Here is a 24,969-nt window from a genome sequence, read left to right as displayed (position 1 = left end):
AAATTACAATAAACTCCCACCATAATTAACCAATACTTTGATAATATAGAATTACTACAGGGTTAAGGAGGCTGAAAAATTTATATGAAAGAAACAGAAGAACTGGTGAAAAGAATGGAAGAAATCTATTCCTATATCAAAGATGAAACTTCTGTCGCAAACGAAAGCATTATAACCATCTTAGGAAAAAACTTTCATGATGAGGATATCATCAGCAACTATCTTGCCTACATTCTGGACCCTTATTCAAATGGAATCGGCCACCAACCGCTTCACCACCTCTTAGAGCTACTAAATATACCCCATGAACCAGAAGATTTAGAGAATGTTGATATACAGCGTGAATACCTACTTCCTAATAGAAGAAGAATCGATTTTCTTATTACGCTGAACAATGAACACGTCATTGCTATCGAACACAAAGTATTCTCCGGAGAACATGGAAATCAGACGATAGACTACGAATGTGAACTCAAAAAACTGTACAATTCTATTGAAAATGAAGCTGAAGATACTAAAATCACCTATGTATTTTTAACACCTGCCGGAAAAGACCCGCTCAACTGTAACTTCATCCCCGTCCGTTACTCACAACTAGTGGAATTATTAAGAAAGATCCCTGTCGATTTCACTAAGGATGTCAGAAAAGCTGTTTTGTTTCACGAATTCATTTCTCATCTGGAGGGATACTTCTTGAATAATCAAAAACTCGAATTATCAAAAAAATCAACCTTGTACTTGGATCACCTAGAAACAATTAAAGACTTAGAACACCAATTCGAAAATGACTATACTAATGTATTCCAGTATATTGAAACAATCGTAAAGAACCATTTCATTGCTAATGTTGAGGGAGATTGGAAGTTTGATTTCAATCAAAACCGAACTTACCATAAAATTTTTAAACCCCATTGGAAAACAGAGAACCTGGATATACATTTCGAGTTATCATTAAGTAAAGAGGGCTTATCTAAACAGCAGCTTACATTCCGCTTAGATATAGAAGGTTCTAATAAGAATGATTTTGAAGTTAAACGTGGAGATTATCTTCAAAAAAATATACAAAAAAAGTTGGCTTCCAATAGTATCTCTTTTAAAAAGAATTATAAAGAGACCTGGAAAAATAAATTCGCTTTCGCCAAAAAGACATATCACATACTTGCTCCTGAATACCTGACTAATGAAACCAAGCTGAAATCTTCTCTTGAAGAAATGATTGGAGAATTCGAGGAATTCATCAAGCCTATAGATAAAGAAATAGCCGCTTACAACAACCCTAAGGAGTATATAAAGGAGTAATCCCAGTGAAACTAACTCAGTTCAAAGATGTTTTTGAAGATTATTCTTTGTCTATCAATGAGAAGATAACCCTTCACTTTTCATTCGAAAAGGGCCACCATATAGAAAATGTTCAGGACACTAACCCGTTAGACGATATAGAGTTGAAACAGGTGAAAAATACTATCACGGAATTTCTACAACGGAACGAGCATAGACAGCAACTGGTTCAAGAAATCGTCGACTATGCTTACCACATCCCCAGTGAATCAGAGCTAAAACAACTTTTATTACAGATAGAAGAAATAAAAGGAATCTCTTCTTCTCTAATCATTGAAAAACTGAGCGAACGCTCCCCGGCTTTTCTCAAAGAAAGACTCCAAGAACTACTTCAAACTATTCAAGAAGAGGAGGAGCATCAAGAATGACCAAACACAGAATCTATACGACCAGCTTCAGAAGCGTCTACCCCTACTACGTTACAAAAGCGGAAAAGAAAGATCGCAACAAAGAAGAAGTCGATGAAATCATCCGCTGGCTGACAGGATACAGCCAGGAACAGTTGGAAGACCAATTAGATAAACAGACAGACTTTGAGACCTTCTTCGAAGAAGCGCCCACACTGAACCCTTCCCGGAGAATGATCAAGGGCGTGATCTGCGGGGTGCGTGTAGAGGATATAGAGGAACCGGTGATGCAGGAGATCCGCCACCTGGACAAGCTGATCGATGAACTGGCGACAGGAAAGAGTATGGAAAAGATTCTGCGGAAATAATGCACACATAAAAGTAGCCCCGAAGAGAAGATCTCTCCCGGGGCTACCTTTTGTCTTATTCGTTTTTCTCCATGTGCTCACGCACCGCTTCCAGCGCATGGATATCAACCTTTTTCATCTGGAGAAATTCACGCATCACCTGTCTCGCAATCGCTTCATCGGGATGAGCCAGCAGTTCGGACAACCGCTCCGGCTTCCACCTGCCAGGAGAGGCCGAATTTGTCCTCGAGCCACCCGCACTGCTGGGCTTCCTCCCTTCCTCCTTCAGAGAGATGATTCCAGTAATAATCTACTTCTTCCTGGTCCGCACAAAGAATAATAAACGATACGGAAGGGCTTAACGTGAAGACCGTACCGCCATTCAGACCCAGAAACTTCTGACCATCCAGTGTGAATTCGACGGTCATCACTTCCCCCGCCTCTTTACCGTGATATTCCTTACCTTCATCCGTATAGTGAGTGATTTTTCCGATAGACGAATCCGGGAAAATGGAAGTATAGTACTGAGCTGCCTGTTCCGCCTGCGTATCGAACCAAAGACAGGGAGTGATCTTCTGGAGCGCTGCCATTCCTCTCACCCTTTCCATTAATTTCTATTCTATTCCCTTTTTCTGGCCTTACTAACAGAAAGGCGAGGAAAAAATAGATTTATTCAGGAGGGAGGAAAATACCTACTCAGGAAAATTACGCATTTCCGATGGGAAGTTCTTTTCCGCATTCATCGGCCATCTTTTTACACGTATCATAGAAGCGTTCATAGTCGAGTCTGTGCATTTCTTCGATATCCGTCGATTCCATGATGTACTCTGCGAAGTTCCACGTCTCTTCCTTGATGTGTCCGTGATGGACGATCGCTATCTTATACAACGCTTCAAGCATGGCATCCATCACCGTCAGATCCTGTTTCCCGTAAAGACGGATCTGATAGAAGCTCTTATACAGATAGTCGCGGAATTTTTTCGGTTCCATCATGAATCGCAGGTTATCATCCTCATCAGCATAATAGCGGAATGGCTGATGAACCCCTGCAAGTTCCGACATGAGAGACCCGATACGATTGATGCAATTCACTGCCGTATGAGGGTCGTTGATGCCGGGAGAAATCGCTCGTACTGCAATCTCCACAAGCTTTTGTATAGAGAATTCGATATCCTGTACATCGGTACGCTCATTACCGATCAGAATATAGCCCGTACAGGCTTCTATATTCTCTTCCTCACTCGCCTCTTCTCTTTTCCAATAGTAGAAGATAGGGGCACCTTTCTGGATATAATCCCCGGACTGGAATACGGCAGCAAGAAGGAGATCGTGTTTTTTGGCAAACGTGAGAAGCCCTTTTATTTTGACCCCTTGCAGGTACCCGGATTGTTTAGCTTTCACGGCGTATGGCGTGTATTGTTTCCACTGGGCGATTTCTTCTTCGTTCCATTCCACGGCCTCTGTATAGTTTTTTTCCTGAAACGTATTATGAATGAGTACAGAGGCATCTGTACGTATTTTCCCGATAAGGTTATTCACCTGCAGGAACCTCGACGAATGGTGGATGAACAAAATGAAGAATCCGAGACAGATGATGGCGATCAATACCGTTAAGAAGGGTCCTGTGAAATCTTTTTGACCGCTCTTTCCGAGCAACAGTAAGTTTATAAGCGTAAATACGAAGCCGAATGAGAAAACCCCGAGTACATGCTGGGTGACTCGACTCTTCATAAAATCCTGCAGCGTTCTCGGGGAGAACTGCGTCGAATAGGTTGTCAGTACGACCATAATCGTTGAGAAGGTTATGGTCGTCATCGTAAGCATAGAGGTTACCAGAGCGCCATACAGCGATTGAGCGGTTGATTTTTCCACTAAAAACAAAGCCGGGATATCTCCTGTTATTTTCGGCACAAGCCAATTGTCCAACGAATTTGCAAGCGTTACTGCCATCAGTGCAAATAAGCTGTAAATCGTAGGAAGGAACCAGAAACTGTCCCTCATTTTCATCCATAACTGCATTGTATTCATTATCATTTCTCCTTTGTTCGTACGTCTAGCCCACTATTATACATCGTTGTCGGGTTCAAGGCTGTGATTCATTGTCCTCACAAAAAACCACAGAGCGGCAAAAGTGCTCTGTGGTCAGGTTTTAAATGAAAAATTTTTATTTCTCTCCGCTCAGTTCCACGAGAATTTTCGCCTGGGATTTGTCATTGCTCAAAGCTTCGAATCCTTTTTCCACGATGTCATCAAGTTGAATCTCGTCTGTGACGATTCCACGCGCTTGGAGCTGACCGCTCCCCATGAGATCGATGGTCTGTTGGAATGTAGTCGGGCTGTAGGCGATGGTCGATGTCATTTTCACACCGCTTCCCGTCAGCTGCATCGGGTTCCACTCGATGGATTTGGCAAAAATGGATACGATAGCCATCGTCCCGCGCGCTTTCGTTACGTCGATGGCCTGTTTGAAGGTCGGTTCCACGCCGGCTACTTCAAAAGCCACGTCTACGCCGTCTTTCTCCAGTTCACGGATCGTTGCTACGGGATCCGTATTCCCGGAGTTGATGATTTCCGTCGCGCCCATCTCTTTCGCTTTTTCCAGCCGTTTCTCCGAAAGATCGAGGGCAACGACACGTGTAGCACCGGCGGCTTTGGCTGCGAGGACTGTCGCAAGTCCGATCGGTCCAGCGCCGAATACAGCTACCGTATCCCCGAACTTCATATCTGCTTCCTTAACGGCCTGGACGGCTACCGCCACCGGTTCCACAAGGGCGCCGTCCTGCAACGTCATCGACTCCGGCAGAAGATAGGCGTTCGCCTCCGGTACATTGGCATACTTCGTGAAACCTCCGTCTCCGTGAAGACCGATGAAACTGAACCCGTCATAAATATCTTCTCTTTCATGTTTGTTGCCATGGGTGAGCGTAGGGTTGATCGCCACACGGTCCCCGACCTTAATATTTTTCACGTCTGAACCGACTTCCTCAACGACACCCGCGAATTCGTGCCCCATCGTAAGCGGGGTCTGTTCACCTGTCAGGTCATCCTTTTCTTCGCTCGGCATGAACACCGGTCCTTCTTCATATTCATGAAGGTCACTACCACAGATACCTGCCCAGCCGACGCGGACTTTCACTTCACCATTTTTCAGAGACTTCTCTTCCCGTTCCTCTACGCGTAAATCTCTCTTTCCATACCACACTGCCGCTTTCATACTAGCATTCCTCCTTTGTCATGCTGATGATTCCGATTATATGTATTGTTTACCCGTTTGAGGGCCGGATTATTATTAAGAATCGGTAACAAAAAAGGAAGCCTCCCCGTCCCCGTCGAAATAACGGGAAAGACTGGAGACTTCCATTGACAATCAGCTACAGGTTATGAAGAATTCCGCTACTGTTTCAGGCCCTTTTCTCCGGCAACTGGTGGATAGTTTCGATCAGAATGTCCAACTTTCCTTCGATGCGATGCAACAGATAAAAAGTGACCGCAATCGGGAAACCGACATCTGTCAGAAACTGCACTCCCATGTCCATATTTTCCCCTCCTAATGGAAAAACCGCCTGTACGGCGGCTTCCCAGCTTTAGATTTCGATGTCATTGACGTTACGTTCTACGATGCGTGCCTGTTTCTTCTGAATGAGGGCTCCTCCTGAGGAGAGAAAGCAATCCTGGGCGATGATTTCATCCATAGCTGCAGTGACGGCAACCGCATCCGCGGGTTCTGCCGGGGCATCAAGAGAGATCGTCACCACTTTTCCTTCTTCATTCAGAAATTTCAGCTCCAACTTCTTCATCTTTTCATTCCTCCTTAGTCTTCAATGTGGACGATCGATGATTCATCGTCTCTAGTCACTTCTGTAAGCGTGTGCTGCTGCAGGACGTCCAGTTTCTCGACGACAGCGTAAAGCGCTTCGGATGTAGCTTCGGTGCGCACATTACGGAAAGACTTCGTTTTGTACGTCGCTTCTCCGAATTCGTCCACGCCCGTGTCGAACTTCAGCTTCAGTGCGGAGTTGATTCGTTGTGTCATAAGAGCCATCAGCATTCCCCTCCTTTCATAGTTATAATCGAAACGACTGCGGAGAAGGTGTCAATTTCGTCGAAACTTTTTCAAAAAAACGAGCGGAAACTTTCCAAAGAAAAAAGCCGCCTATTCAGGCGACTCTTCCCTCCAGATCTCTAAGTCCATGACATTACGCACGATCCGCACCTGTTTCATCTCCAAACGTGCTCCAGCGGAGGAGAGAAAGGTGTTCCGGCTCCTCCTCTTATTCTTCCGTCGTTTCGATCAACGATTCGTCGTCTCTCGTCACTTTGACGAGTGGATGTTGCTGCAGGTCCTTCAACTTGGTAACGATTTCGTAGAGCGATTCCGTCGTGGCCTCTGTACGGACGTTCCGGAACGATTTCGTTTTATACGTCGAACTCCCGAACTCATCCATCCCCGTTTCGAACTGCATTTTCAGCGTGGAATTGATTCGTTGCGCTGTTATAGCCATCAGCATTCCCCTCCCTTCATCTCTACAATCGAAGGGAAGAGGCGTCAGGTGTCAATTTTGATGAAACAATCACTGATCGGCTGTTCCGAGAGTCATCCCTCCGTCCACAGTGATTTCCGCGCCGGTACAATAGGAGCTTTCTTCGGATGCAAGGAAGGCGACGGCTTTCGCAACCTCCTCAGGCTGACCGATACGTCCGAGCGGAATGGAATCATAAAATGCCGGAACCTCTTTCCCCTCGGTAGCCATATCTGTCTCGATGCCCCCGGGATGAATCATATTGATGCGGATACCTTTGGGACCATTTTCAATAGCGGCCGCTTTCGACATAGCCACCACCGCCGCCTTCGTCGCTATATAATGTGTCCTCCTTTAGCTCAGGGTTTATTCCCTTATACGCCCCCGAACCTTCTTTTCCGTTGCCGGTATTCTTGCAACGCTTGCAGAAATTCTTCCTCCGAAAAATCCGGCCACAGCATATCGGTGAACCAGAACTCCGTATAGGCAAGTTGCCACAAGAGAAAATTGCTTACGCGCTTCTCCCCTCCCGTACGGATAAGCAGATCAGGATCGCTCATTCCGGCTGTATCCAGATAGCCGGAAAACTTCTGTTCATCCAGTTCATCAAGGGATACATCTTTATTGTTCATATCGACAAGCATAGCTTTCATAGCACTCAGAATTTCCTGTCTGCTTCCGTAATTCAGGGCAATATTCAACTGGAGACCATCATTGTCACGGGTTCTGTCCATAGCATACTGCACAGCTTCCCTTGTGAAAACGGGAAGTTTCCCCATATCACCGATGACTTCCACGCGAACATTGTTAGATATAAGATCGGGCAGATAACTCTTCAGGAACTCTTTCGGCAGCTTCAATATGAATTCCACTTCCGTCTTCGGTCGTTTCCAGTTTTCCGTCGAAAAGGTATAAAGGGTCAAAAACTTCACCCGGGCGTCGGCTGCGGCCCTGACGATTTTCGCCACGGTGGCCACTCCTTCTTTATGACCAGCAGCTCTGGCCATCCCGCGCTTTTCGGCCCAACGGCCATTCCCATCCATGATTATAGCTATATGATCAGGCGTATCGTCTTCCGGAAATGGAAAGGATTCCTGCGCCTGTTTGTTACGGAAAGAAGGTAATTTCATCGACTTCCTCCCCCTTTTGTTATTTATCAAAAAACATGAACTGTGCTTTGAAAGTGGTATTTTGAGAATGAGTGACTTGATTCAACAGAGAACATCCTTTTCGACAGTTCCGCTTTATGGATCCGGATCCTCTTCCTCGTTCCGATATTCCAATATGTCCCCGGGTTGGCATTCCAGAGCCTTACAGATCGCCTCCAGCGTAGAGAAGCGTATCGCTTTCGCCTTTCCATTTTTCAATATTGAAAGGTTAGCCATCGTGATTCCGACCCTCTCGGATAGTTCGGTAACGCTCATTTTCCTTTTAGCCAACATTACATCGATATTGATTATTATAGCCATGTCCTTCACCTCAGACCGTTAAATCGTTTTCTGATTTTATATCAATCGCTTCTTTCAAGAGCCGCTGAAGAACCGCGGCGAAAACGCCGACCACCAGAGGTGCCCCAATCAGCGCCATACCAACCAGTATGAGACCTGGTGCGTCATCCCACTCCGCTACGATGTAGATGAGCGGGAGCGCCAAAACATACAAGCCGCTGATGATAATGGCACAGGCTTTTATTTTTTTCAGTGCAGTTACGGATAACCCCGAGAAGGCCTGCTTCCTGTCAATATAAAGCAGAAGGTTGAAAGATTGGTACAAAGCGAAATAGAACGGGAAGGCAGCCGCATACATAATAATCAATATACCTAACACTACATAACCAAGCTCCGAACCATTTTGCACTTGAGAGATGGCTTCGCCTGCTATCTTCGGTAATACGAGTATACACAACGCAAGAATCGGAAGACCGATAATAATAATAGCTATCTTTAAAAATAAAGTCGATCCTTTTTTCATAAAAACACCTCACTTGTCGATTCACATCTTGAGTTTAGCAAATTATTTATCGTTTTACAATAAATATTTGTTGTATCATATTTTTTCAGGATATAAAAAATGGAATTTTCTTAAACTTTTTTCCTTTCATTACGTACATTTAACTGAAGATTGAACTTTGGGAGAAAGAAAGGGGCAGTCGCTGTGATTAATGTGGAGAAAATAAGCAAACAGTATGGGTCCCTGCAAGCGTTGAAGGACATCAGTTTTCAGATTGAAGAAGGTACGTGCTTCGGTCTGGTGGGCCCCAATGGTGCCGGGAAATCGACTCTTATGAAAATCTTATCCGGCATCTTACTCGATTTCGAAGGTGATATACGGGTGAGAGATTGGAAAGTATCCAAAGATCGTTTAAAAATCAAGCAGCACATCGGCTACGTTCCTCAGGAAATCTGTCTGGAAGAGACCTTGACCGCACGCGATAACCTGCTTCTCTTCGGAAGTTTATACGGGGTGAAGAAAAAAGAATTACAGAAACGAATGGAGGAAGTATTCGATCAGATTGGCCTGACGGAGCGTGCTAAAGACAAAGTAGAAACGTTTTCTGGCGGAATGAAACGCAGGTTGAATATCGGCTGCACTCTGCTCCATCGCCCGGACATCATTATAATGGACGAACCTACTGTAGGAATCGATCCCCAATCACGTAATTCTATTTTTTCACTTATCCATCATTTAAAGAAATCCGGCACTACCATCATCTACTCCAGTCACTACATTGAGGAAGTAGAGCAGCTCTGTGAAAGCGTTGGGCTCATTGATAAGGGGAGACTCATAGAGTACGGAAAGATGGAAGATCTATTGGAAAGATATGCGAAGCCCTCCCTATTCATTTCCGGTACAGGAATTGATGAAAATCTTCTCCGGAACTTCGGTGATGTAGAGAAAAAAGGAAATGGGTATCTGTTGAATAGCGCCCATCCTTTGCTGACTTTAAAAAAGCTCGTCACCCATTGTCACGAACATAATCTGGAACCACATAGACTGGAACTTTACCACCCGAGGCTCGAAGATATTTTTTTCCATTTGACCGGGACCCAGTTACGAAACATATAACGAGAGGAGAAATGATATGTGGGCTATTGCGCGTATGGAACTGAAGAAAACCGTCCAGGATAAAGGGCTCTGGTTTTGGACATTCATACTACCTATCGTATTCATCGTAGCGTTTGTCGCGATTTTTTCCGGAGAAGAGAATGCTAGTTACCAGGAAATCGTTACGCAGATTATTCCCGGGTATACGATCATGTTCGCATTTTTCATTATGATATCCATGGTGATTGTTTTTGTAAAAGATAGGGAGCGGGGGATGGTCGCAAGAATCGCCAGCACTCCTATTTCCGTTTACCAATATTTCTTCGGTAAATGGGTCCCATTCATGATTCTGGTCCTTGTCCAGATTGCTGTTCTATTCAGCTTTGGAGTGATCGTTAATGACCTTCCGCTTGGAGACCCTCTTGCTCTTTTAGTGTTGTCCCTGGCATTGGCTTTTATTGTAACTGGGTGGGGTATGGCAATGGCTGTGATTGTAAAAACGGAAAACATGGGTATCGCACTGACTCAGGTACTTGCTTTGGGCGGAGCATTGCTCGGAGGACTCTGGATGCCGGTAGAATTTATGCCGGAATTCGTCCAAACTATCAGTCAATCGTTGCCTCAGTATTGGGCGTTGCAAGGATATAAAGACATCCTCTTATCAGGAAGCGATATAACCGATATATGGATCAATCTGTTATTTCTGATTGTAGCAGGAGCTGGAGGTATGGGGCTCGCTCTGCTTTTCTACCCTCGCTTTCTGGGGCATTCCCGGAGCTGATATATTAATGAGAACTCCCCCTCTCCCTCGTCTTTTAGAATCATATATGATTCTGTCTATCGTTTGAATATATGTGTTTGCAGAAATATCCGGCATTTCCCGGGAAATATCAGCCAAAAACGGTGGGGACTCCTCTTGGAATGGGCTGAACGATAACTGAGCCAAAACAAAAACCGAACACTTTCGTTCGGTTTTTGTTTCGATCTATTAAGTTTTGTCCAAAACTCTTACTTCCCGAACAAGGAAAGAAACTTCCCAAGACCACTTTTCCGTTCTTTCACCGTAGCCTCAAGACGTGTATTGAAATCGTTTTGCGCCTCCCATACTTTCTGTTGTTCCTGGCGCATGCTTTCCATCTCTTTTTGCAGTTGGGCGTTCTTCTGCTTCTCTTCTTCTAACATTTCTTCGTATTGCTGCTGTTGCTGATCGATCAGCTTGTTCATTTTCTGTGTCGAGTTACCGATACCGGAGCTGATGGCGTGGTGGTCCTGACGCAGGCGACCGACCGTTTCTTTCATTTCTTCCATATCGGCTGCGAGCTGTGTATTCATTTCACGAGAGGCGGCAAGTTCCTGGGAGATATACACGAGCAGCTCACGCATTTTGTTCGGATCTTCTATCGACATATCGTATGTATCGGCGGTCGCTACATCGGTTGATCCGGAGGTCAAACGGTTCTTTTGCTGCTCCACGAGTTCTATAGAAATCATTTCCAGAGACTTCTCCGAATCACGTATCGTTTGCAGCGCTGCAATATCGGATTGTACGAAGACCCGTCTTGTGCCTTTCTTAAAGAACTCGTAGCCGCTTCTTTCTAATACCTGTCCATACTTCCTGACGGTCGGGGTGGCAATGTTCAGCTCTTCGGCGACTTCTTTCGTCGAATAAGCTCGTTCGTTCGATTGTATATCGTTTCGCATATCGTACCTCCTCCTTTCAATATGCACTCTTTGAAGCGTTTTTTCAAGGGTATATCGTCAGGCGATACAAGAAATTCGTATCTTTTGTATCGCCTGGCGATATAAACACGGTTCGAAATATTCTATTAGGAAGAAATTACGATAGAAAAGCAGCCTTTAATCACTTATGATACGGTTCATTCTTGATGATCCTGAACGCTCGATACACTTGTTCAAGTAGCATAAGTCGCATCATCTGGTGCGGGAACGTCATTTTGGAAAAGGAAAGTGCGTAGTCGCTCCGCTCCTGCACCTCTTTACTGATCCCGAGTGAACCACCGATGACGAACACGATTTTGCTTGAACCATATGTCATCAGGTTATCGATATGGGAAGCTAGCTTTTCGGAAGTGAGCTGTCTGCCTTCAATCTCAAGCGTGATGACATAGGCGTCCTGGGAAATCTTCGCAAGAATGCGTTCCCCTTCCTTCTGCTTCACTTCTTCCATCTGCGCCTCACTCAAGTTCTCCGGAGCTTTTTCGTCCGACACTTCGATAATCTCCGTTTTCGCATACGGTCCGAGCCGCTTCGTATACTCTTCGATTCCCTGTTTCAAATATTTCTCTTTCAGCTTGCCGACGCTGATGATCGATATTTTCATCCGTTTTCCCCTTTCTCCTTTGTTCCTTCAAGCATCCGGTTCAGCGTATTTTTCAAATGAAGGATCTCCTGTTCGCTCATATCTATATTTTCAAGAAGCAGATCAGGGATGCAGGCCGCTTTATCTTCGGCCTGTCTCCCTTTCTCCGTCAGACCTACCAGAACACTCCGTTCATCCTCCTGCGAACGATAGCGCTCGATGAGGTCCTCTTTTTCCATACGCTTGAGCATCGGGGTGAGCGTACCGGAATCGAGATACAGGCGACTGCCCAAAGCTTTCACCGTGAGCGGGTTCGTCTCCCACAGAGCGAGCAGTACCAGGTACTGAGGATAGGTAATATTCAAATCGGCGAGAAGAGGGCGGTACAGTTTCGTCATCTCTCTCGTCGTCGCATATAAGGAAAAGCATATCTGATTTTCGAGTTTCATCTTGTCTTCAGCCATTGGTCATTCCTCCTGATGCTATTATAGCAAAGCTAACCTCATTCCTCATGCATATAATTTGTATTCCTTTAATTAATTGTTTACTATTTAATTGTGCACAATTAAAATACATGAATGGGAGTGGATCGATGATGAGTAAAATTCTTTACACAGCAAAAGCGACAGCAGAAGGCGGACGGGAAGGTTCCGTAAAAACAGACAGTGAGACGCTTGACCTTGATCTTGCGATGCCATCTTCTCTCGGCGGAGAGGATAAGACAGGAGCGACCAACCCGGAAGAGCTCTTCGCTGCAGGATATGCAGCATGTTTCGACAGTGCTCTGCAATTAGCAGCTTCTCAGGCGAAAAAGGAAATCACTTCACGGGTTTCCTCGGAAATCAGTATCGGAAAGCAGACAGACGGACTTGGCCTTTCTGCGAAGCTTCACGTGGATATTGAAGGAGTCACCCAGGAAGAAGCGGAAGAGCTTGTCGAGAAAGCCCACAACCTCTGTCCGTACTCTAAAGCGACACGCGGCAATATGGAAGTAGATTTGGAAACGACAACGAAATAGTAGGTTCATTATTTTCACGATAAATAATTGTACAAAAAAAGACCGGTTAACAGCCGGTCTTTTACTTTAACGTAAGTTTTATCCCTATCCCATCACGTTTCCTTCCGGTGGAATCGGGTTCTCCCTAAAAATACGGGCCAGATGAAGGGTGTTATAAGCAAGCATCTTCACATGCGATTTCGTAAATTCGTTATCTTTTTCCGTTTCCATGTAAGACGGACCCGGCCCGGCTTCACCGACCCAATAGGCATCCACGTTCGGAGGAACGACAAACCCTATATGGGAGAGACCATAGAGAATCGAGGCGGCGGAATGTTTCGCGCCATCTTCGTTCCCGGTTATGACGGTACCCCCGATTTTGTTGTAATAGATGGACTGACCGTTCTCCTTGGTTTCACTGCTTGAAGCATACAGACGCTCCATCGCCAGGGTAGCGACACTGCTTTTTTCACCGATCCATATCGGAGTACCGACGATGACGATGTCCGCCGCTTTCACTTTCTCAAACACTTGCGGCCATTCATCACCATCTCCCATGTCGGGAGCCATGCCGAACTTGATATTGTAGTCCGCAAGACGCACTTCTTCGACGGAAGCCCCTTCCTTCTCCATGATATCCGCGACTTCCTGCATCAGTACATGCGTATTGGATTCTTCTTCTGAACTTTTCAGTGATGCATTCAGAAATAATGCCTTTACGTCACTCATTATTCATCGCCTCCTTATTGTAGTTGTTCATTCCCTTTTACGGACCGAGGTAAAACTTTTTAAAGAGGAATGTCAGGACCCCTCCCGTTCTTCAATCAGCATTGAGAGTCTCTCGAGCATCGTAGGATGACCATATCGTAAATACTTGATGAGTGTCGGAGGGGCCACATCCGATTTGCTGCTCACTGTCAGTTGCTGAAAGGCTCCGATTGCAGCTTCCTTGTCCGGGCGGAGATCGATGGCATATTCATCAGCCGCCTGTTCCGCCTGGCGTGAAACTGCCATCTCCACGGGTTGTGCGATGAACGTAAATAGAGATAGAAGCAAAAGAACGACAGGGAGGGAAGCAATATCGGATACTCCTCCGACTTTCCATGCCTCCCCCCATCTCCGTATGACCACAGGGAGCAGACGATATAGGGCGTATAACCCGAGCAGACTGCCTCCGAGCACCCCGAACAGTGATTTGAGCAGATGGTTCTTTACGTAGTGACCGATTTCATGAGCCATAATGAACAATACTTCATCCTCCCCGAGCCGGTTCAGCGTCGTATCCCACAGAACGATGCGCAGATTATCTCCGATGCCGTTGACGTAGGCATTGAGGGCATTCGTTTCCTCCGATTTATTCACTTCATAGACGCGCTCAGCTGGGACCCCCGCTTCATCTGCCAACTGCAGAATGCTTTCTTCAAGCTCCGGATTCGAAAGACGGTCGAAGTCGTTGTATAACGGATCGATGACGACCGGCTGGACATACATGAGAAAGGCCATGAACGGTACGAGTATCAACCAGGCGTAAAGCCACCAGCGTTCAGGGGACCTGCGGATCAGCCAATAGAAGACAAAAGCGGCGAAAATCATCAGGAGGGTACTGAGGGAGAAACTGACGAGATTATCTCTTATCCACTTAGTGAAAGGCTCCACAGAAACGCCGTAGTCGAGGGAAAGCCTTCGGGAAATATAGCTGATGGGTAAAGTGATTATCCATGTAACAGCGGACAAAAACAATACATAAAGGGGCAGCTTGTGAAGCGCTGCTTTTTTCAATGTGCGGGAAAGCCCGAAAACGAGAATGAACGTGTAGATGATCCACTCCACCGGCAGTGCCAGCAGATATAACAGGTTCTGATACGTAGAATACTCCTGACTAAGTATCTGTTCCCTTTCACTCATGAACACAGCGGGGTCTGCCGCGCTCCCCTGAAGGGACGGCGGAATTCCTGAGTCTGACCAGACGAATAGATATAGCAGCACGAACGAGGCATATGCGATATAACCGAGCCCCGTCCATAGCAGAAATGTTTTCTTCATGGCTCTCCCTCCTAAGCTTTTACAATCATACTATACAGATCAATCATTGTTGATGGGAGAACATCACTCTTTCTTTGTGAGCCTCTCTAAAATCATTTCTGAAAAGTCCCAATTATGAAAGAAAAACTCACTTTCCTTTTCATTCGCAATTTACAAAAAATTGCATAACGGAACAAGTTACTAACATTTCTCCACAGGGTTATCCACACCCCCTGTGAACTTCACATTGTTCACAGGTTATACAGAACTATCAACAGTTTATCCACAAAACGAATGTTATATATAGATGTATATGGTAGTAGACCCCTTGTTCCCTACTAGATATTGAAGTTATCCATAACTTTATACACATCCTGTGGATAGTGATTTACGTAAAAAAACGCGTATATGTTATCCACACACACGCGTTTTTTTCCATTTTCGATAGTTTACTACTGAGACGCTAACGTAACAGTCGTTGTATCTTCTTCTCCGTCTCTGTAATACGTAATTTCCATTTCTTCACCGGGATCTTTTTCCCTGTACAGATATTTTCTCAGTTCGATGATATCCGTCACCGGGGTGCCATCAAGTTCTGTGATTACATCCCCTGGTTCAAGTCCTGCTTTGGCTGCCGGAGAAGTCTGACTGATACTGCGTAGATACAGACCACCTTCGACACTTTCAGGGAGGTTCAGTCTGCTCTCCCATTCAGACGAAGGAACCTGGTTCAATCCATAAGCTTCTACACCGAGAAAAGCACGGTTCACCTGTCCTTCTGCTTCAAGTTCTTCGATTATCGGTGTCGCCGTGCTGATCGGGATGGCGAAGCCGATACCCTCGACAGCGGCCTGTGCGATTTTCATCGAGTTGATTCCGACGAGTTGACCTTCGATATTAATCAGGGCTCCCCCGCTGTTACCAGGGTTGATCGCCGCATCCGTCTGTAAGACTTCCGCCTGCCAATCTTCTACACCATCTCCGTTTAGATCTTGTGGAATCGCACGCTGTGTACCGCTGATGATCCCTTTTGTCACCGATCCGGAGAAATTAAGACTGAGCGGGTTTCCGATAGCGATAGCCGGCTCCCCGACTTTCAGGTTGTCCGAGTTACCGAGTTCAATCGTATGTTCCACCTCGTCCGCAGGCATCGTAAGAACAGCGAGGTCCGTAAACACATCACTGCCGACAAGTTGCGCGGACACTCTCGTTTCGTCCGAAAGCACAACCTCAAGCTCCGAAGCTCCCTCAATCACATGATGGTTCGTCACGACATAAGCCGTGCCTTCTTCCTGTTTGTAAATGACACCGGAGCCGATGCCCGCCTGTTGAGGATCGGACGGCTGATCCCAGAAGTTGGACTGAGACTGCATATTTACGACGCCGACGACAGATGGTCTCACTTTCTCAACAACTTCAGTGATTTGTGTGTTCACATCAACATCGACCGTCTTCGTCGTGTTACCGGTAAGTCCCTGTTCTCCTTCGGTAAGTCCACTCTCATCTTCCGGTATCGTTATATCATAAGGAAGCATCTCAGTCTGGACGAGTGCCGGAAGCGCCAGAAGAACAAGTACTGCGCCAAGGACCAGCCCTACAATGGTTGGGACAGCCCAGCGTCTTTTCTTTTCACGTTTCTGCGGTGAATGATCATCATAATACCCCAAGTCGCGTCACCTTCTTTCTTTAATCTGTTGTAAGTTTTTATTCTTTACCCTTTTTACTCAAACGTCATACATCGGGGTAGCCATCTCCGGGAACGTATCCTGTACGTCCAGACGTTTGCCTACTTCAAACCCTCGTTCTTTCAATACGTTGGTTACCGACATGTTCGCAAGGTCGATCATATTATTATCCAGACTCAAATGTGCGAGATAAATACGTTTCGTGTTGTCATCCAGAATATCCGTGAGTGCCAACGCACAATCTTCATTGGATACGTGTCCGGCATCTCCGAGAATCCGACGCTTCACACTCCACGGGTACTTTCCCATCCGCAGCATATGTACGTCATGATTCGCTTCAAAAATGTAAGCATCCGCTTTTTCCACCGTTTTTTTGATGCGTTCCGAGACGTAGCCAAGGTCTGTGACAAGCGCCGCTTTCTTCCCGTCCTGATGGAAGGTGAAGAACATGGGATCCGCAGCATCGTGGGAAACGGCGAACGACTCTACATCGATGCCTCCGAAGGTCTGCACACTTTCCATCGGAAAATGGAATTTCTGATCCAGCGGCACTTTGCCGATCTGGGTGTCCATCGCTTCCCACGTCTTCTCATTGGCATAGATAGGGAGATTGTAGCGACGGGCCATAATCCCGAGACCTTTGATATGGTCACTGTGTTCATGGGTCACAAGAATCCGGGAAAGGTCCTTCGGATCGACATGGACCTGGGCCAGCAGATTCTCGATCTTTTTCCCGGAAAGACCGGCATCTACAAGAATTTTTTCTTCCCCTGATTCGATATAAAATGCATTACCTGTACTGCCTGAAGCTAGCACACTAAATCGTAGACTCATTTATTCTTCCGTCCCCTCCTCTGATGGCTGCACCGGCTCAGGCGACCCTGAGCTGAGTTGATTCGCATAGGCTTCAGTTACCGATTCGATGAAATCCCCTGCGTTATTGGTGAGGATCTGTCCATTCGTCGCATGGACGAAATAGAAGTCACTTCCGACCCTCACTCTCCACGTAGGCGCGAAGACCTGATAACCATCTTCTTCTCCGGCTTCAAGATTCACGAGAGAATAATAGCCGACGGTCATATCTTCAATTTCATCATTTTCCTGCAAATATCCGTTATTGTAAAGAAGAGATACGATATCCATCGGAGAAATCAGGTCCTGTTGCATGTTTTCCGATTCCATCTCCGGCTCCTCGAGAAGGGTAGCGGTATAGCCTGTGATCTGTCCGTTTTCGGTCCGGATCATCAGGAGACCTCCCCGGTTATAATAGATCGTGCGATTGTTCATCTTCTGGAAAAACAACGCCGTCGTCTCATCTTCATTCCAGCCCCAATAGGAATACCGGTTGCTGAACGGAATGATTTCCGAAATATCTTCCCGGATAGTTTCTTTATCGACCTCTACCGGATCATCGAGGGTAGCTACCAGCAGGCGATCGTTGTACACGTTCACCTGCTGATTGTCCTTTTCTTCAAGAGAACCAAGCTGCTGTTCGGAAAATCCTCCCGGTTCTGCGGTCAAAAACGAGACCCCTGGAGCTTCAGAAGGCACTTCTGAAATATCGATGTTCTGAGCACTCAGCTCTTCTTCAAGGGTCGTCTCGGCTACTTCCTGGATGACCGCACTTTCCCGGTTTGCCCATAGCTGCATCAGCAGAAACAGGTCGAGAAGAAGAAAACTGATGATGAAGAGCGTCTTAATTTGTCCCCATTGCATTACGTTCCTCCCCCTCTCCGCACGACTGAATCGATATCCGTCATTTCCTGCCACGTCCCATTCACTTGCACAAACCAGGCAGGAATCAGATCGTAATAGTTACTGAACCCGCCCCCTTGGGAATCGAGTTTGTAGCCGATCACGATATCCGTCACTTCGCTCTGGTTGTATTGGGGGGAATTTTCAATGACGGTTTCAATCGTTTCTCCTGAAGCCAGGGTACTTACCTGCTCGTCTTCTGAAACATCCGGGTAGGACTGGTAAGGATCGACGGTCACCATAGGGCGTATATATTCCTGAAGCACCCCTTCTTCAAATCGGATCGACATACTCGTGAAATCTTCAGTATCTTTGAGAATCGGACGTTCGTTATAATACATGCTGAACATAATATCGCCGTATGTCGAACGGATATCATGGACACGGAACGGGTCCGTGAAACCATAGTGGTTGTTGATGAAAGAGACACTTTCATTCAATATTTCCTGTGTATTGAATGTCGTGGACGAAACGTTCGAACTTTCCGTGACTGGATTCTGGTACTTCATTTTCTTCTGTCCTGCGACCAGATCCATCCGGCTCAGACTGTCCGAATGACGTAAATCCCCGCCGGAGAGCGGAAACTGTTTCACCACGGTCGGGTCATCAAACAACACGTTCTTCAGAGGTTTCGAAGGCAGAGACTCGGTGACGATGACATCCTTCGCCACATCAATCTGTTCGGAAGGCAGGAAGATCCGCCGTTCTTCATCCTCCTGGAACATCATATACTCACGCCAAAGAGACGTATTATCAAGTTCTGAGCGCAACTGTGACGCATTTTCGAATCGCATAGAGCCCTGTAGCATCCTTTCACCATCCGGCGAAAGGAAACGGACCTCCGCTTCTTCCTCGCTCATTTGGACGAACACCCGGTCAAAGGAGAGTCCTGGCAACGTCACATCCTGATTTTCCATCTGAAAGATATTACGTATCGTTTCCGAGGTCAATGTGGAAGGAAAAACGATTTCAAGTACGTCTCCTCCCTCAGGGATGTCCGCTTCAGAGATGCTAAGGTTGAAAATAGACCATGTCTGCATCCGTCTGAAAGCTTCTCCGATATGTTCCTCTTCCTGATACCCGTAGTGTGTCCCATTGTTGTGATAAATGATCTGCTTCGGTGTAAGCAAGCTTCGGATATTCTCTTCCGTACCACCGATATTGGTTTCCTCAATCAGCCCGTCTCCCTGGTTCACTGTCTCGAGGTTCGGCTGATAATTCCAGAGCGCAATGGTCAAAAACAAACTGAAAGCTACCAGAATAACTAATATGATGGTTTTGATCGCTTCTTTGGTCATCGGCTCCCCCTCCGCTTCTGATTCATTAGCGGAAGTGTAAAGAAAACAGTCGTTCCTTTACCTTCTTGGCTTTCCGCCCATATTTCCCCGTGGTGAGCATCGATTATTTCCCGGGCAATAGCTAGACCGAGCCCGGTTCCGCCCACTCCGCGGGACCTTGCTTTGTCTACCCGGTAGAAGCGGTCGAAGATTTTATCGACAGTATGAGAAGGCATGCCAAGTCCTTCATCTTTGATACTCACCTGCAGCTTGTGACGCATACGTTTCACATGGAAATGGATAGCGCCGCCTTCCGGTGAATACTTGACTGCGTTAGATATGACGTTATCAAGCACCTGGGTCACTTTATCCTTATCCAGCCACACATAGACGTTTTCGTCAGGAAGGTGTTTAGTAAATGTGATCCCTTCCGTCTTATTCATTTCGAACCGTTCAATGATCTGTTCAAGAAAAGTGATGAACTCCACTTTTTCTTTGTAGAAACTGGACTCCTTATGATCCATCTTCGTCAGCTGCAGTAAATCATTCACAAGACGAATCATGCGGTCGGTTTCATTCTGGGTCACGTCCAGAAAACGCGGCGCAATTTCTTCATCTCTCCACGCTCCGTCGTTAAGAGCTTCGAGATAGCTGCGCATCGTTGTAAGAGGAGTACGCAGTTCGTGGGAAACGTTCGATACGAATTCCCTTCTTTCCTGATCGGCTCGCTGTTGTTCCGTAACATCACTGATGACGGTAATGAAGCCGTTCATCTCGTAATTTTCGTCCTGAACGACCGAGAAGTTCGCTTTCAGAAGCAGGTGCTGATCACTGCTGCTCATGTCCACGATGACTGAATCGAGGTCTTCCATATCTTTGACGTTCGTAACCTGATCTTCAAGACCGAGGATTTCGATAAGGGATTTCCCCTGGACATCTTCGAACCGCTGCCCGATCAGATGGGAAGCGGGGACGTTCATCAGTGTAACCGCCCCGATTCTATCCGTAGCGATGACCCCGTCCGACATGTTGGAAAGGACAGAGCTCAACTTTCTCCGTTCCCCTTCCGTCGTGGCCTGGGAAATTTTCAATTTATCGTTCAAATCATTGAACGTATGACCGAGCTGGCCGATTTCATCATTACCGTGGACGTTCACTTTTTGGGAAAAATCGCCGGTGGCCATGATCTGTGCCTGGCGTCTCATCTCGATGAGCGGCTTCGTAATCGTACCGGCTACAATAATCCCGAGAATCGCTGTTATGAATATGGATAACGCTGTACCGTTGGCAAAGATGCGGTTGATATCCTGCAGCTGTTCGTAAACAGAGCTCATATCCGCTTCGAAATAAATGGCGGCTACCGTTTCATCCACATTGTTTTTTACGGTCCTCGTTCCTACCCAGAGTCGCTGTCCTGTTTCAGCATCCATCCTCGTCTCCGGGCTCGACTGTTCCTGCAGGAGAAATGCAGAAAGAACGTCTGGATTTGTCGTCTTTTTCCCGACGTTCGCCTGAGGTGTGTCATCCCCACTTGCATATGCGGCGATGACCACGTTCGATCCTTCTTCAATCACCTGCAGCTGTCTGATTTCATTCCGGACATAGCCTTCATTGAAAGAGTTGAGGATACTCTGTACATCACTTTGAAGAGAGGGGTCATCATCCTCCCTTTCTTCTTCAAAAGCCTGCTGAATGTTAAAGGCAAGAGCATCCAATCTCCCTTCAACAGATTGAGTGAAGTTGTTTTCGAGCTGTTCCTCCAGCCGGTCGACGAAATAAGCGCCGATCACCTGAAGGCCAAGCAGAATAAGCAGAATGTATACGATAATCAGCTTCAGCCGGACCGACTGAAAGAAACCAACCTTGCTCATACCTGTCTACTCCTGTTCGGGATTTCTCAAGTAGTAACCTACACCACGTCTGGTGACAATCCAGGCAGGCGTACTCGGATTCTCCTCGATTTTTTCACGCAGGCGCCTGACGGTTACGTCGACGGTCCGGACATCTCCGTAATAATCATACCCCCATACTGTTTCCAGCAGGTGCTCCCGCGTCATAACCTGTCCGATATGCCGAGCCAGATAATAGAGTAGTTCGAATTCACGGTGGGTAAGCTCTATATAGCTTCCGTCCCGTTTGACCGTATACGCATCCGGCTGGATGGACAGACGGCCGATTTCGATTTCTTTGGAACGCTGCACGCCGTCCTCCGGTTCCTGCTGCTGACGTCTCAGGTTCGCTTTCACCCTGGCGACCAGTTCACGGTTGCTGAACGGTTTGGTGACATAGTCATCCGCACCCATTTCAAGGCCGAGCACTTTGTCGATTTCCGCATCTTTCGCTGTCAGCATAATGATCGGCATCGCGTGGGTCTTCCTAATCTCCCGGCATACTTCGTTCCCGTCTTTCCCTGGAAGCATAATGTCGAGGAGAATAAGATCGGGATCCTCTTCTTTTGCGCTTTCAATAGCCTCGTCGCCATCATAGGCACACACAACATTATATCCTTCTTTTTCCAAATTGAATTTCAGTATATCTGCGATCGGTTTCTCATCATCTACTACAAGTATTTTGTGAGCCATTTGCGTTCACTTCCCTTTCTCCTGAACTTTCGTGCTCCTCTTCCATTCTAACTTATTTTTAGAAACTTGTCCTTTTTTGATGTAAGAAAAGCGGAAGCCACCTCCTCTAGAAGCGCTGACTTAAGAAGAGCCAAAAGAAAAGAGAGGAGCGTTATCGCTCACTCTCTCAATTGCTGACGTAGGATAGCGGGTTTTTCAAATCCCCGTTCTTATGCACTTCAAAATGAAGATGAACGCCTGTAGAACGTCCAGTTGTGCCCATATCGCCTAATTTATCGCCTTTTTTAAGCTTATCCCCGACACTGACACCGATCGAAGACAGATGAGCGTAAGTCGTTTCGTATCCATTTCTGTGGTCGATGACGACTTTGTTTCCATATGCCCCGGATGTGCCTGCTGATTTGACGACTCCATGGTCCGCTGCTTTGATGGTGCGGTCTGAGACTCCCGCGATGTCAATTCCTGCGTGGAAGGAGCCCCATCGTTCCCCCTGACCGCTCGTCAATGTTCCTCCGACCGCGGGCCACGTGAATTCACCACTACCGACAGACGGTGTCTTCGTTCCTTCAAGAATGACTTTCGGCTTCGGGTCTTGCAGGTTTTCCTCGCTGAGTTTTTCCTGACTTACGATATCCAGCTTTTCTTTCTCATAGGAATAACGGACTTTTTTCTGCCCTTCTTCCCCTTCCTGTTTCACTTTCGTTTCGCCGACAAGCAATTCATCCGTTTTTTTGGTATGGGTATCAAACGGTATAGATTCCGTAACTATTTTTTCTTTGTTCACTGAAACGTCCGTATAATCGATTTCTTCTTCTACCTGAATTGCCTGCCCGGTTTCGAGGCCACTTGTTTCAGGGTTCAATTCACGGAAACGCTCCTCACTCATCTGGTAATCTTCCAGAAGAGAAGCAAGATCGTCGTTCTCTGTAACCTCATGGGCTTTCAGTTCTGTCGTACCTTCATTCAGATTTTCAACGACCGTATCCACACCTGTGACTTCCCGCGGATGAACGATTTCAGTCTCCTGCTCCGGTTTCGTCGTCAGTGCGAACTGCGTCAGCTTACCTTCTCCGATATCTATAGTGAGATCGGTCCCATTTTCGAAAGCTTCGAGCAGCTCATCGTCTGCAAACTGTTGTTTATAACGGGTGAGGGCTTCTTCCGCCTTCGCCTCATCTCTAACGTAGCCGGCTGCATGTCCATCAAACGTTACAGCCGTCGCTTCGGTACTCACCGTTATCTCTTCCTGAACCGTTTCTTTGGTGCCTTTATTATCATATTCCGGACTCATGAGACGCTCTGATTCGTAAGTTATGGATTCTTCCACCAGCGGCTCGACTCCGTAAGCGTCCTCCGCTTTTTGAAGACGGTCCTCCACTGATTCTTCAATGATTTCCCTGCTGCTGACTGTTCCGACTTCCTCTCCATCCACGTAAACGTGATGGACCGGTGCCATACTACCTTCGACATATGTCGCCCCTGCTGTCACTCCTATGCCGAGTAACGCAACGAGAGACACTTTCCTCATCCATTTTGAACTCTTTCTATACACACTCGTTTCCCCCTGTATCATCTATCTTGATTTCATAATTTTTAGCCTCACTCAATTTATCATTCGAAATAGCGAAAAGAAACAGGATAGGAAAATTGTAATGAACTTATAATCTTTTGTTTAACTGATGTAAAAAAGGGGAAACAGCTGTAGTTACTTCAGTACTATAAAATTAAAGCTCTGTTAAAGCCTATTGTTGATGATAGGAACGGAAGGTGGAAACGCCTGCGGAATGAGCATGGAAGGAAAATCACCCGGAACGACCAGAGGGAGATGCGGGAAGTTTCCGCCATGCCCGCGGCAAGCTTCCACCTGAAGAGACGAATATCAACAACAAATGATACCAGAGCCAAAATTAAAAAAAACACCCTGATGATCATCAGAGTGTTTAGTGTGAGTGGCTCGGGACGGAATCGAACCGCCGACACACGGATTTTCAGTCCGTTGCTCTACCGACTGAGCTACCGAGCCATATGTAATGGCGGTCCGGACGGGACTCGAACCCGCGACCTCCTGCGTGACAGGCAGGCATTCTAACCAACTGAACTACCGGACCATTTGCTGCAACGAAACCTATCTTACCATAGCCTACCGCTGCAAGCAATATGTTCACTAAAAGAAATCATTATTGTTTCGCCTTCCACAAAGCTTCCACCAGATGTCGCGGCTCCTCCTCAAGCTTCAGAAGCGTCCGTTGCACAGGATCTACGAAACCTGCTTCAATAGCGTGATCGACCATCGTCATAAACGGAGAATAGTAACCGGCGGCATTCAACAGACCGATCGGCTTGCGGTGGATGCCTATCTGAGCCCAGGTGATGGTTTCTGTCAGCTCCTCGATCGTTCCAAACCCTCCGGGCAGCGCTATATAGCCATCGGCGAGTTCAGCCATTTTCGCTTTCCGTTCGTGCATCGTTTCCACCTGAATGAGCCGGCTCAATCTTGAATGGGAAATTTCAATACCTTCAAGCTGACGCGGCATGACTCCGATCACTTCCCCGTCTTTTTCAAGTGCGCCGTCCGCAATCGCTCCCATAAGACCTCCGTTCGATCCTCCGTAAACAATCGATATCCCTTGTTCGGCCAGTATTTGACCGAGTTCTTTGGCCTTTTCTTCGTAAACAGGATCCGTCCCTTTCCGTGATCCGGCAAAAATACATACTCTCATCATTTCCACCCCTT

30 protein-coding genes, 2 tRNA genes and 1 pseudogene are annotated in these 24,969 nt (G+C 46.6%); 6 read left to right on the top strand and 27 right to left on the bottom strand.

Going from position 1 to position 24,969, the window contains the following annotated elements; all coding sequences use genetic code 11:
- Positions 1-84 precede the first annotated feature (84 nt).
- The 3 genes from BW944_RS11585 to BW944_RS11575 are packed head-to-tail and all read left to right on the top strand — an operon-like array spanning position 85 to position 2,053.
- Positions 85-1,299, top strand: a complete 1,215-nt coding sequence (locus BW944_RS11585) for a PD-(D/E)XK nuclease family protein (RefSeq protein ID WP_076559860.1) — start codon at positions 85-87, stop codon at positions 1,297-1,299.
- 5 nt (positions 1,300-1,304) lie between these two features.
- The gene (locus tag BW944_RS11580) at positions 1,305-1,706 is read left to right on the top strand and encodes a hypothetical protein (RefSeq protein ID WP_076559858.1); all 402 of its coding nucleotides are present in this window, start codon (positions 1,305-1,307) and stop codon (positions 1,704-1,706) included.
- Positions 1,703-2,053 carry a DUF2200 domain-containing protein gene (locus BW944_RS11575; protein WP_076559856.1) on the top strand — a complete coding sequence of 117 codons (351 nt, stop codon included), beginning with the start codon at positions 1,703-1,705 and terminating at the stop codon, positions 2,051-2,053. Before BW944_RS11580 ends, BW944_RS11575 begins: the two co-directional genes overlap by 4 nt.
- A 55-nt stretch (positions 2,054-2,108) precedes the next feature.
- Here BW944_RS11575 and BW944_RS15420 read toward each other — a convergent pair whose 3' ends face one another.
- The 12 genes and pseudogenes from BW944_RS15420 to BW944_RS11520 form a co-directional block, all read right to left on the bottom strand.
- Positions 2,109-2,237, bottom strand: a complete 129-nt coding sequence (locus BW944_RS15420) for a hypothetical protein (protein ID WP_327291195.1) — start codon at positions 2,235-2,237, stop codon at positions 2,109-2,111.
- On the bottom strand, positions 2,209-2,622 hold the full coding sequence (locus tag BW944_RS11570; RefSeq protein WP_327291193.1) for a VOC family protein: 414 nt from the start codon (positions 2,620-2,622) through the stop codon (positions 2,209-2,211). The genes BW944_RS15420 and BW944_RS11570 overlap by 29 nt, the downstream gene beginning before the upstream one ends.
- Before the next feature lie 115 nt (positions 2,623-2,737).
- The gene (locus BW944_RS11565; protein ID WP_076559854.1) at positions 2,738-4,060 is read right to left on the bottom strand and encodes a DUF2254 domain-containing protein; all 1,323 of its coding nucleotides are present in this window, start codon (positions 4,058-4,060) and stop codon (positions 2,738-2,740) included.
- Positions 4,061-4,196: 136 nt separating this feature from the next.
- The gene (locus tag BW944_RS11560) at positions 4,197-5,246 is read right to left on the bottom strand and encodes a 2,3-butanediol dehydrogenase (RefSeq protein WP_076559852.1); all 1,050 of its coding nucleotides are present in this window, start codon (positions 5,244-5,246) and stop codon (positions 4,197-4,199) included.
- Between the two features lie 187 nt (positions 5,247-5,433).
- The gene (locus BW944_RS11555) at positions 5,434-5,568 is read right to left on the bottom strand and encodes a YvrJ family protein (RefSeq protein WP_076559850.1); all 135 of its coding nucleotides are present in this window, start codon (positions 5,566-5,568) and stop codon (positions 5,434-5,436) included.
- A 48-nt stretch (positions 5,569-5,616) separates the two neighbouring features.
- Positions 5,617-5,829, bottom strand: coding sequence for a DUF2922 domain-containing protein (locus BW944_RS11550; RefSeq protein WP_076559848.1), 213 nt, complete (start codon positions 5,827-5,829; stop codon positions 5,617-5,619).
- Positions 5,830-5,843: 14 nt separating this feature from the next.
- The gene (locus BW944_RS11545) at positions 5,844-6,074 is read right to left on the bottom strand and encodes a DUF1659 domain-containing protein (protein ID WP_076559846.1); all 231 of its coding nucleotides are present in this window, start codon (positions 6,072-6,074) and stop codon (positions 5,844-5,846) included.
- A gap of 229 nt (positions 6,075-6,303) precedes the next feature.
- Positions 6,304-6,534, bottom strand: a complete 231-nt coding sequence (locus BW944_RS11540) for a DUF1659 domain-containing protein (protein WP_076559843.1) — start codon at positions 6,532-6,534, stop codon at positions 6,304-6,306.
- A 69-nt stretch (positions 6,535-6,603) separates the two neighbouring features.
- A pseudogene (locus tag BW944_RS14915) lies at positions 6,604-6,894 on the bottom strand (SDR family NAD(P)-dependent oxidoreductase); the annotation flags it as partial.
- 32 nt (positions 6,895-6,926) lie between these two features.
- Positions 6,927-7,682 carry an isoprenyl transferase gene (locus BW944_RS11530; protein WP_076559838.1) on the bottom strand — a complete coding sequence of 252 codons (756 nt, stop codon included), beginning with the start codon at positions 7,680-7,682 and terminating at the stop codon, positions 6,927-6,929.
- 114 nt (positions 7,683-7,796) lie between these two features.
- On the bottom strand, positions 7,797-8,021 hold the full coding sequence (locus BW944_RS11525) for a helix-turn-helix domain-containing protein (RefSeq protein ID WP_076559835.1): 225 nt from the start codon (positions 8,019-8,021) through the stop codon (positions 7,797-7,799).
- Between the two features lie 10 nt (positions 8,022-8,031).
- Positions 8,032-8,523 carry a DUF2975 domain-containing protein gene (locus BW944_RS11520; protein WP_076559833.1) on the bottom strand — a complete coding sequence of 164 codons (492 nt, stop codon included), beginning with the start codon at positions 8,521-8,523 and terminating at the stop codon, positions 8,032-8,034.
- A 183-nt stretch (positions 8,524-8,706) separates the two neighbouring features.
- On the opposite strand from BW944_RS11520, the gene BW944_RS11515 reads away from it, so the two are divergent.
- Both BW944_RS11515 and BW944_RS11510 read left to right on the top strand, forming a co-directional pair.
- Entirely contained in the window at positions 8,707-9,618 is a 912-nt protein-coding gene (locus tag BW944_RS11515) for an ABC transporter ATP-binding protein (RefSeq protein WP_076559831.1), read from the top strand.
- A 16-nt stretch (positions 9,619-9,634) separates the two neighbouring features.
- Positions 9,635-10,378, top strand: a complete 744-nt coding sequence (locus tag BW944_RS11510; RefSeq protein ID WP_076559829.1) for an ABC transporter permease — start codon at positions 9,635-9,637, stop codon at positions 10,376-10,378.
- Between the two features lie 227 nt (positions 10,379-10,605).
- Here BW944_RS11510 and BW944_RS11505 read toward each other — a convergent pair whose 3' ends face one another.
- The 3 genes from BW944_RS11505 to BW944_RS11495 form a co-directional block, all read right to left on the bottom strand.
- The gene (locus tag BW944_RS11505; RefSeq protein ID WP_076559827.1) at positions 10,606-11,298 is read right to left on the bottom strand and encodes a hypothetical protein; all 693 of its coding nucleotides are present in this window, start codon (positions 11,296-11,298) and stop codon (positions 10,606-10,608) included.
- A gap of 160 nt (positions 11,299-11,458) precedes the next feature.
- Positions 11,459-11,938, bottom strand: coding sequence for a 23S rRNA (pseudouridine(1915)-N(3))-methyltransferase RlmH (gene rlmH, locus BW944_RS11500; protein WP_076559825.1), 480 nt, complete (start codon positions 11,936-11,938; stop codon positions 11,459-11,461).
- Positions 11,935-12,381, bottom strand: a complete 447-nt coding sequence (locus BW944_RS11495) for a MarR family winged helix-turn-helix transcriptional regulator (protein WP_076559823.1) — start codon at positions 12,379-12,381, stop codon at positions 11,935-11,937. The genes rlmH and BW944_RS11495 overlap by 4 nt, the downstream gene beginning before the upstream one ends.
- Positions 12,382-12,512: 131 nt before the next feature.
- Between BW944_RS11495 and BW944_RS11490 the strand changes: the two genes are divergently transcribed.
- Positions 12,513-12,935, top strand: coding sequence for an organic hydroperoxide resistance protein (locus BW944_RS11490; RefSeq protein WP_076559882.1), 423 nt, complete (start codon positions 12,513-12,515; stop codon positions 12,933-12,935).
- Between the two features lie 84 nt (positions 12,936-13,019).
- Here BW944_RS11490 and BW944_RS11485 read toward each other — a convergent pair whose 3' ends face one another.
- The 12 genes from BW944_RS11485 to BW944_RS11430 all read right to left on the bottom strand — a co-directional run bounded on the left by BW944_RS11485 (position 13,020) and on the right by BW944_RS11430 (position 24,958).
- Positions 13,020-13,643 (bottom strand): flavodoxin family protein, encoded by a 624-nt coding sequence (locus BW944_RS11485; protein ID WP_076559821.1) that lies wholly within the window; start codon positions 13,641-13,643, stop codon positions 13,020-13,022.
- 72 nt (positions 13,644-13,715) lie between these two features.
- Positions 13,716-14,957 (bottom strand): M48 family metallopeptidase, encoded by a 1,242-nt coding sequence (locus BW944_RS11480; RefSeq protein ID WP_076559819.1) that lies wholly within the window; start codon positions 14,955-14,957, stop codon positions 13,716-13,718.
- 431 nt (positions 14,958-15,388) lie between these two features.
- A complete protein-coding gene (locus BW944_RS11475) occupies positions 15,389-16,603 on the bottom strand; it encodes a S1C family serine protease (protein ID WP_076559817.1) in 1,215 nt (404 codons plus the stop codon).
- A 57-nt stretch (positions 16,604-16,660) separates the two neighbouring features.
- On the bottom strand, positions 16,661-17,455 hold the full coding sequence (locus BW944_RS11470) for an MBL fold metallo-hydrolase (RefSeq protein ID WP_076559815.1): 795 nt from the start codon (positions 17,453-17,455) through the stop codon (positions 16,661-16,663).
- Positions 17,456-18,337, bottom strand: coding sequence for a two-component system regulatory protein YycI (locus BW944_RS11465; protein WP_076559813.1), 882 nt, complete (start codon positions 18,335-18,337; stop codon positions 17,456-17,458).
- Positions 18,337-19,674, bottom strand: coding sequence for a YycH family regulatory protein (locus BW944_RS11460; RefSeq protein ID WP_076559810.1), 1,338 nt, complete (start codon positions 19,672-19,674; stop codon positions 18,337-18,339). The genes BW944_RS11465 and BW944_RS11460 overlap by 1 nt, the downstream gene beginning before the upstream one ends.
- A complete protein-coding gene (gene walK, locus BW944_RS11455; RefSeq protein ID WP_076559808.1) occupies positions 19,671-21,524 on the bottom strand; it encodes a cell wall metabolism sensor histidine kinase WalK in 1,854 nt (617 codons plus the stop codon). The genes BW944_RS11460 and walK overlap by 4 nt, the downstream gene beginning before the upstream one ends.
- Positions 21,525-21,530: 6 nt before the next feature.
- A complete protein-coding gene (yycF, locus tag BW944_RS11450; RefSeq protein ID WP_076559806.1) occupies positions 21,531-22,235 on the bottom strand; it encodes a response regulator YycF in 705 nt (234 codons plus the stop codon).
- Between the two features lie 166 nt (positions 22,236-22,401).
- Positions 22,402-23,787, bottom strand: coding sequence for a peptidoglycan DD-metalloendopeptidase family protein (locus tag BW944_RS11445; protein ID WP_159438252.1), 1,386 nt, complete (start codon positions 23,785-23,787; stop codon positions 22,402-22,404).
- A gap of 398 nt (positions 23,788-24,185) precedes the next feature.
- Positions 24,186-24,258 (bottom strand) — tRNA-Phe (locus tag BW944_RS11440).
- A gap of 8 nt (positions 24,259-24,266) precedes the next feature.
- Positions 24,267-24,343: transfer RNA gene (locus BW944_RS11435), tRNA-Asp, on the bottom strand.
- Between the two features lie 69 nt (positions 24,344-24,412).
- On the bottom strand, positions 24,413-24,958 hold the full coding sequence (locus tag BW944_RS11430) for an LOG family protein (protein ID WP_076559802.1): 546 nt from the start codon (positions 24,956-24,958) through the stop codon (positions 24,413-24,415).
- Between the last annotated feature and the right edge of the window lie 11 nt (positions 24,959-24,969).

It is taken from the genome of Salimicrobium flavidum, assembly GCF_900156645.1.
Taxonomy (GTDB): domain Bacteria; phylum Bacillota; class Bacilli; order Bacillales; family Halobacillaceae; genus Salimicrobium; species Salimicrobium flavidum.
This window is presented reverse-complemented; position numbering and strand designations above follow the sequence as displayed.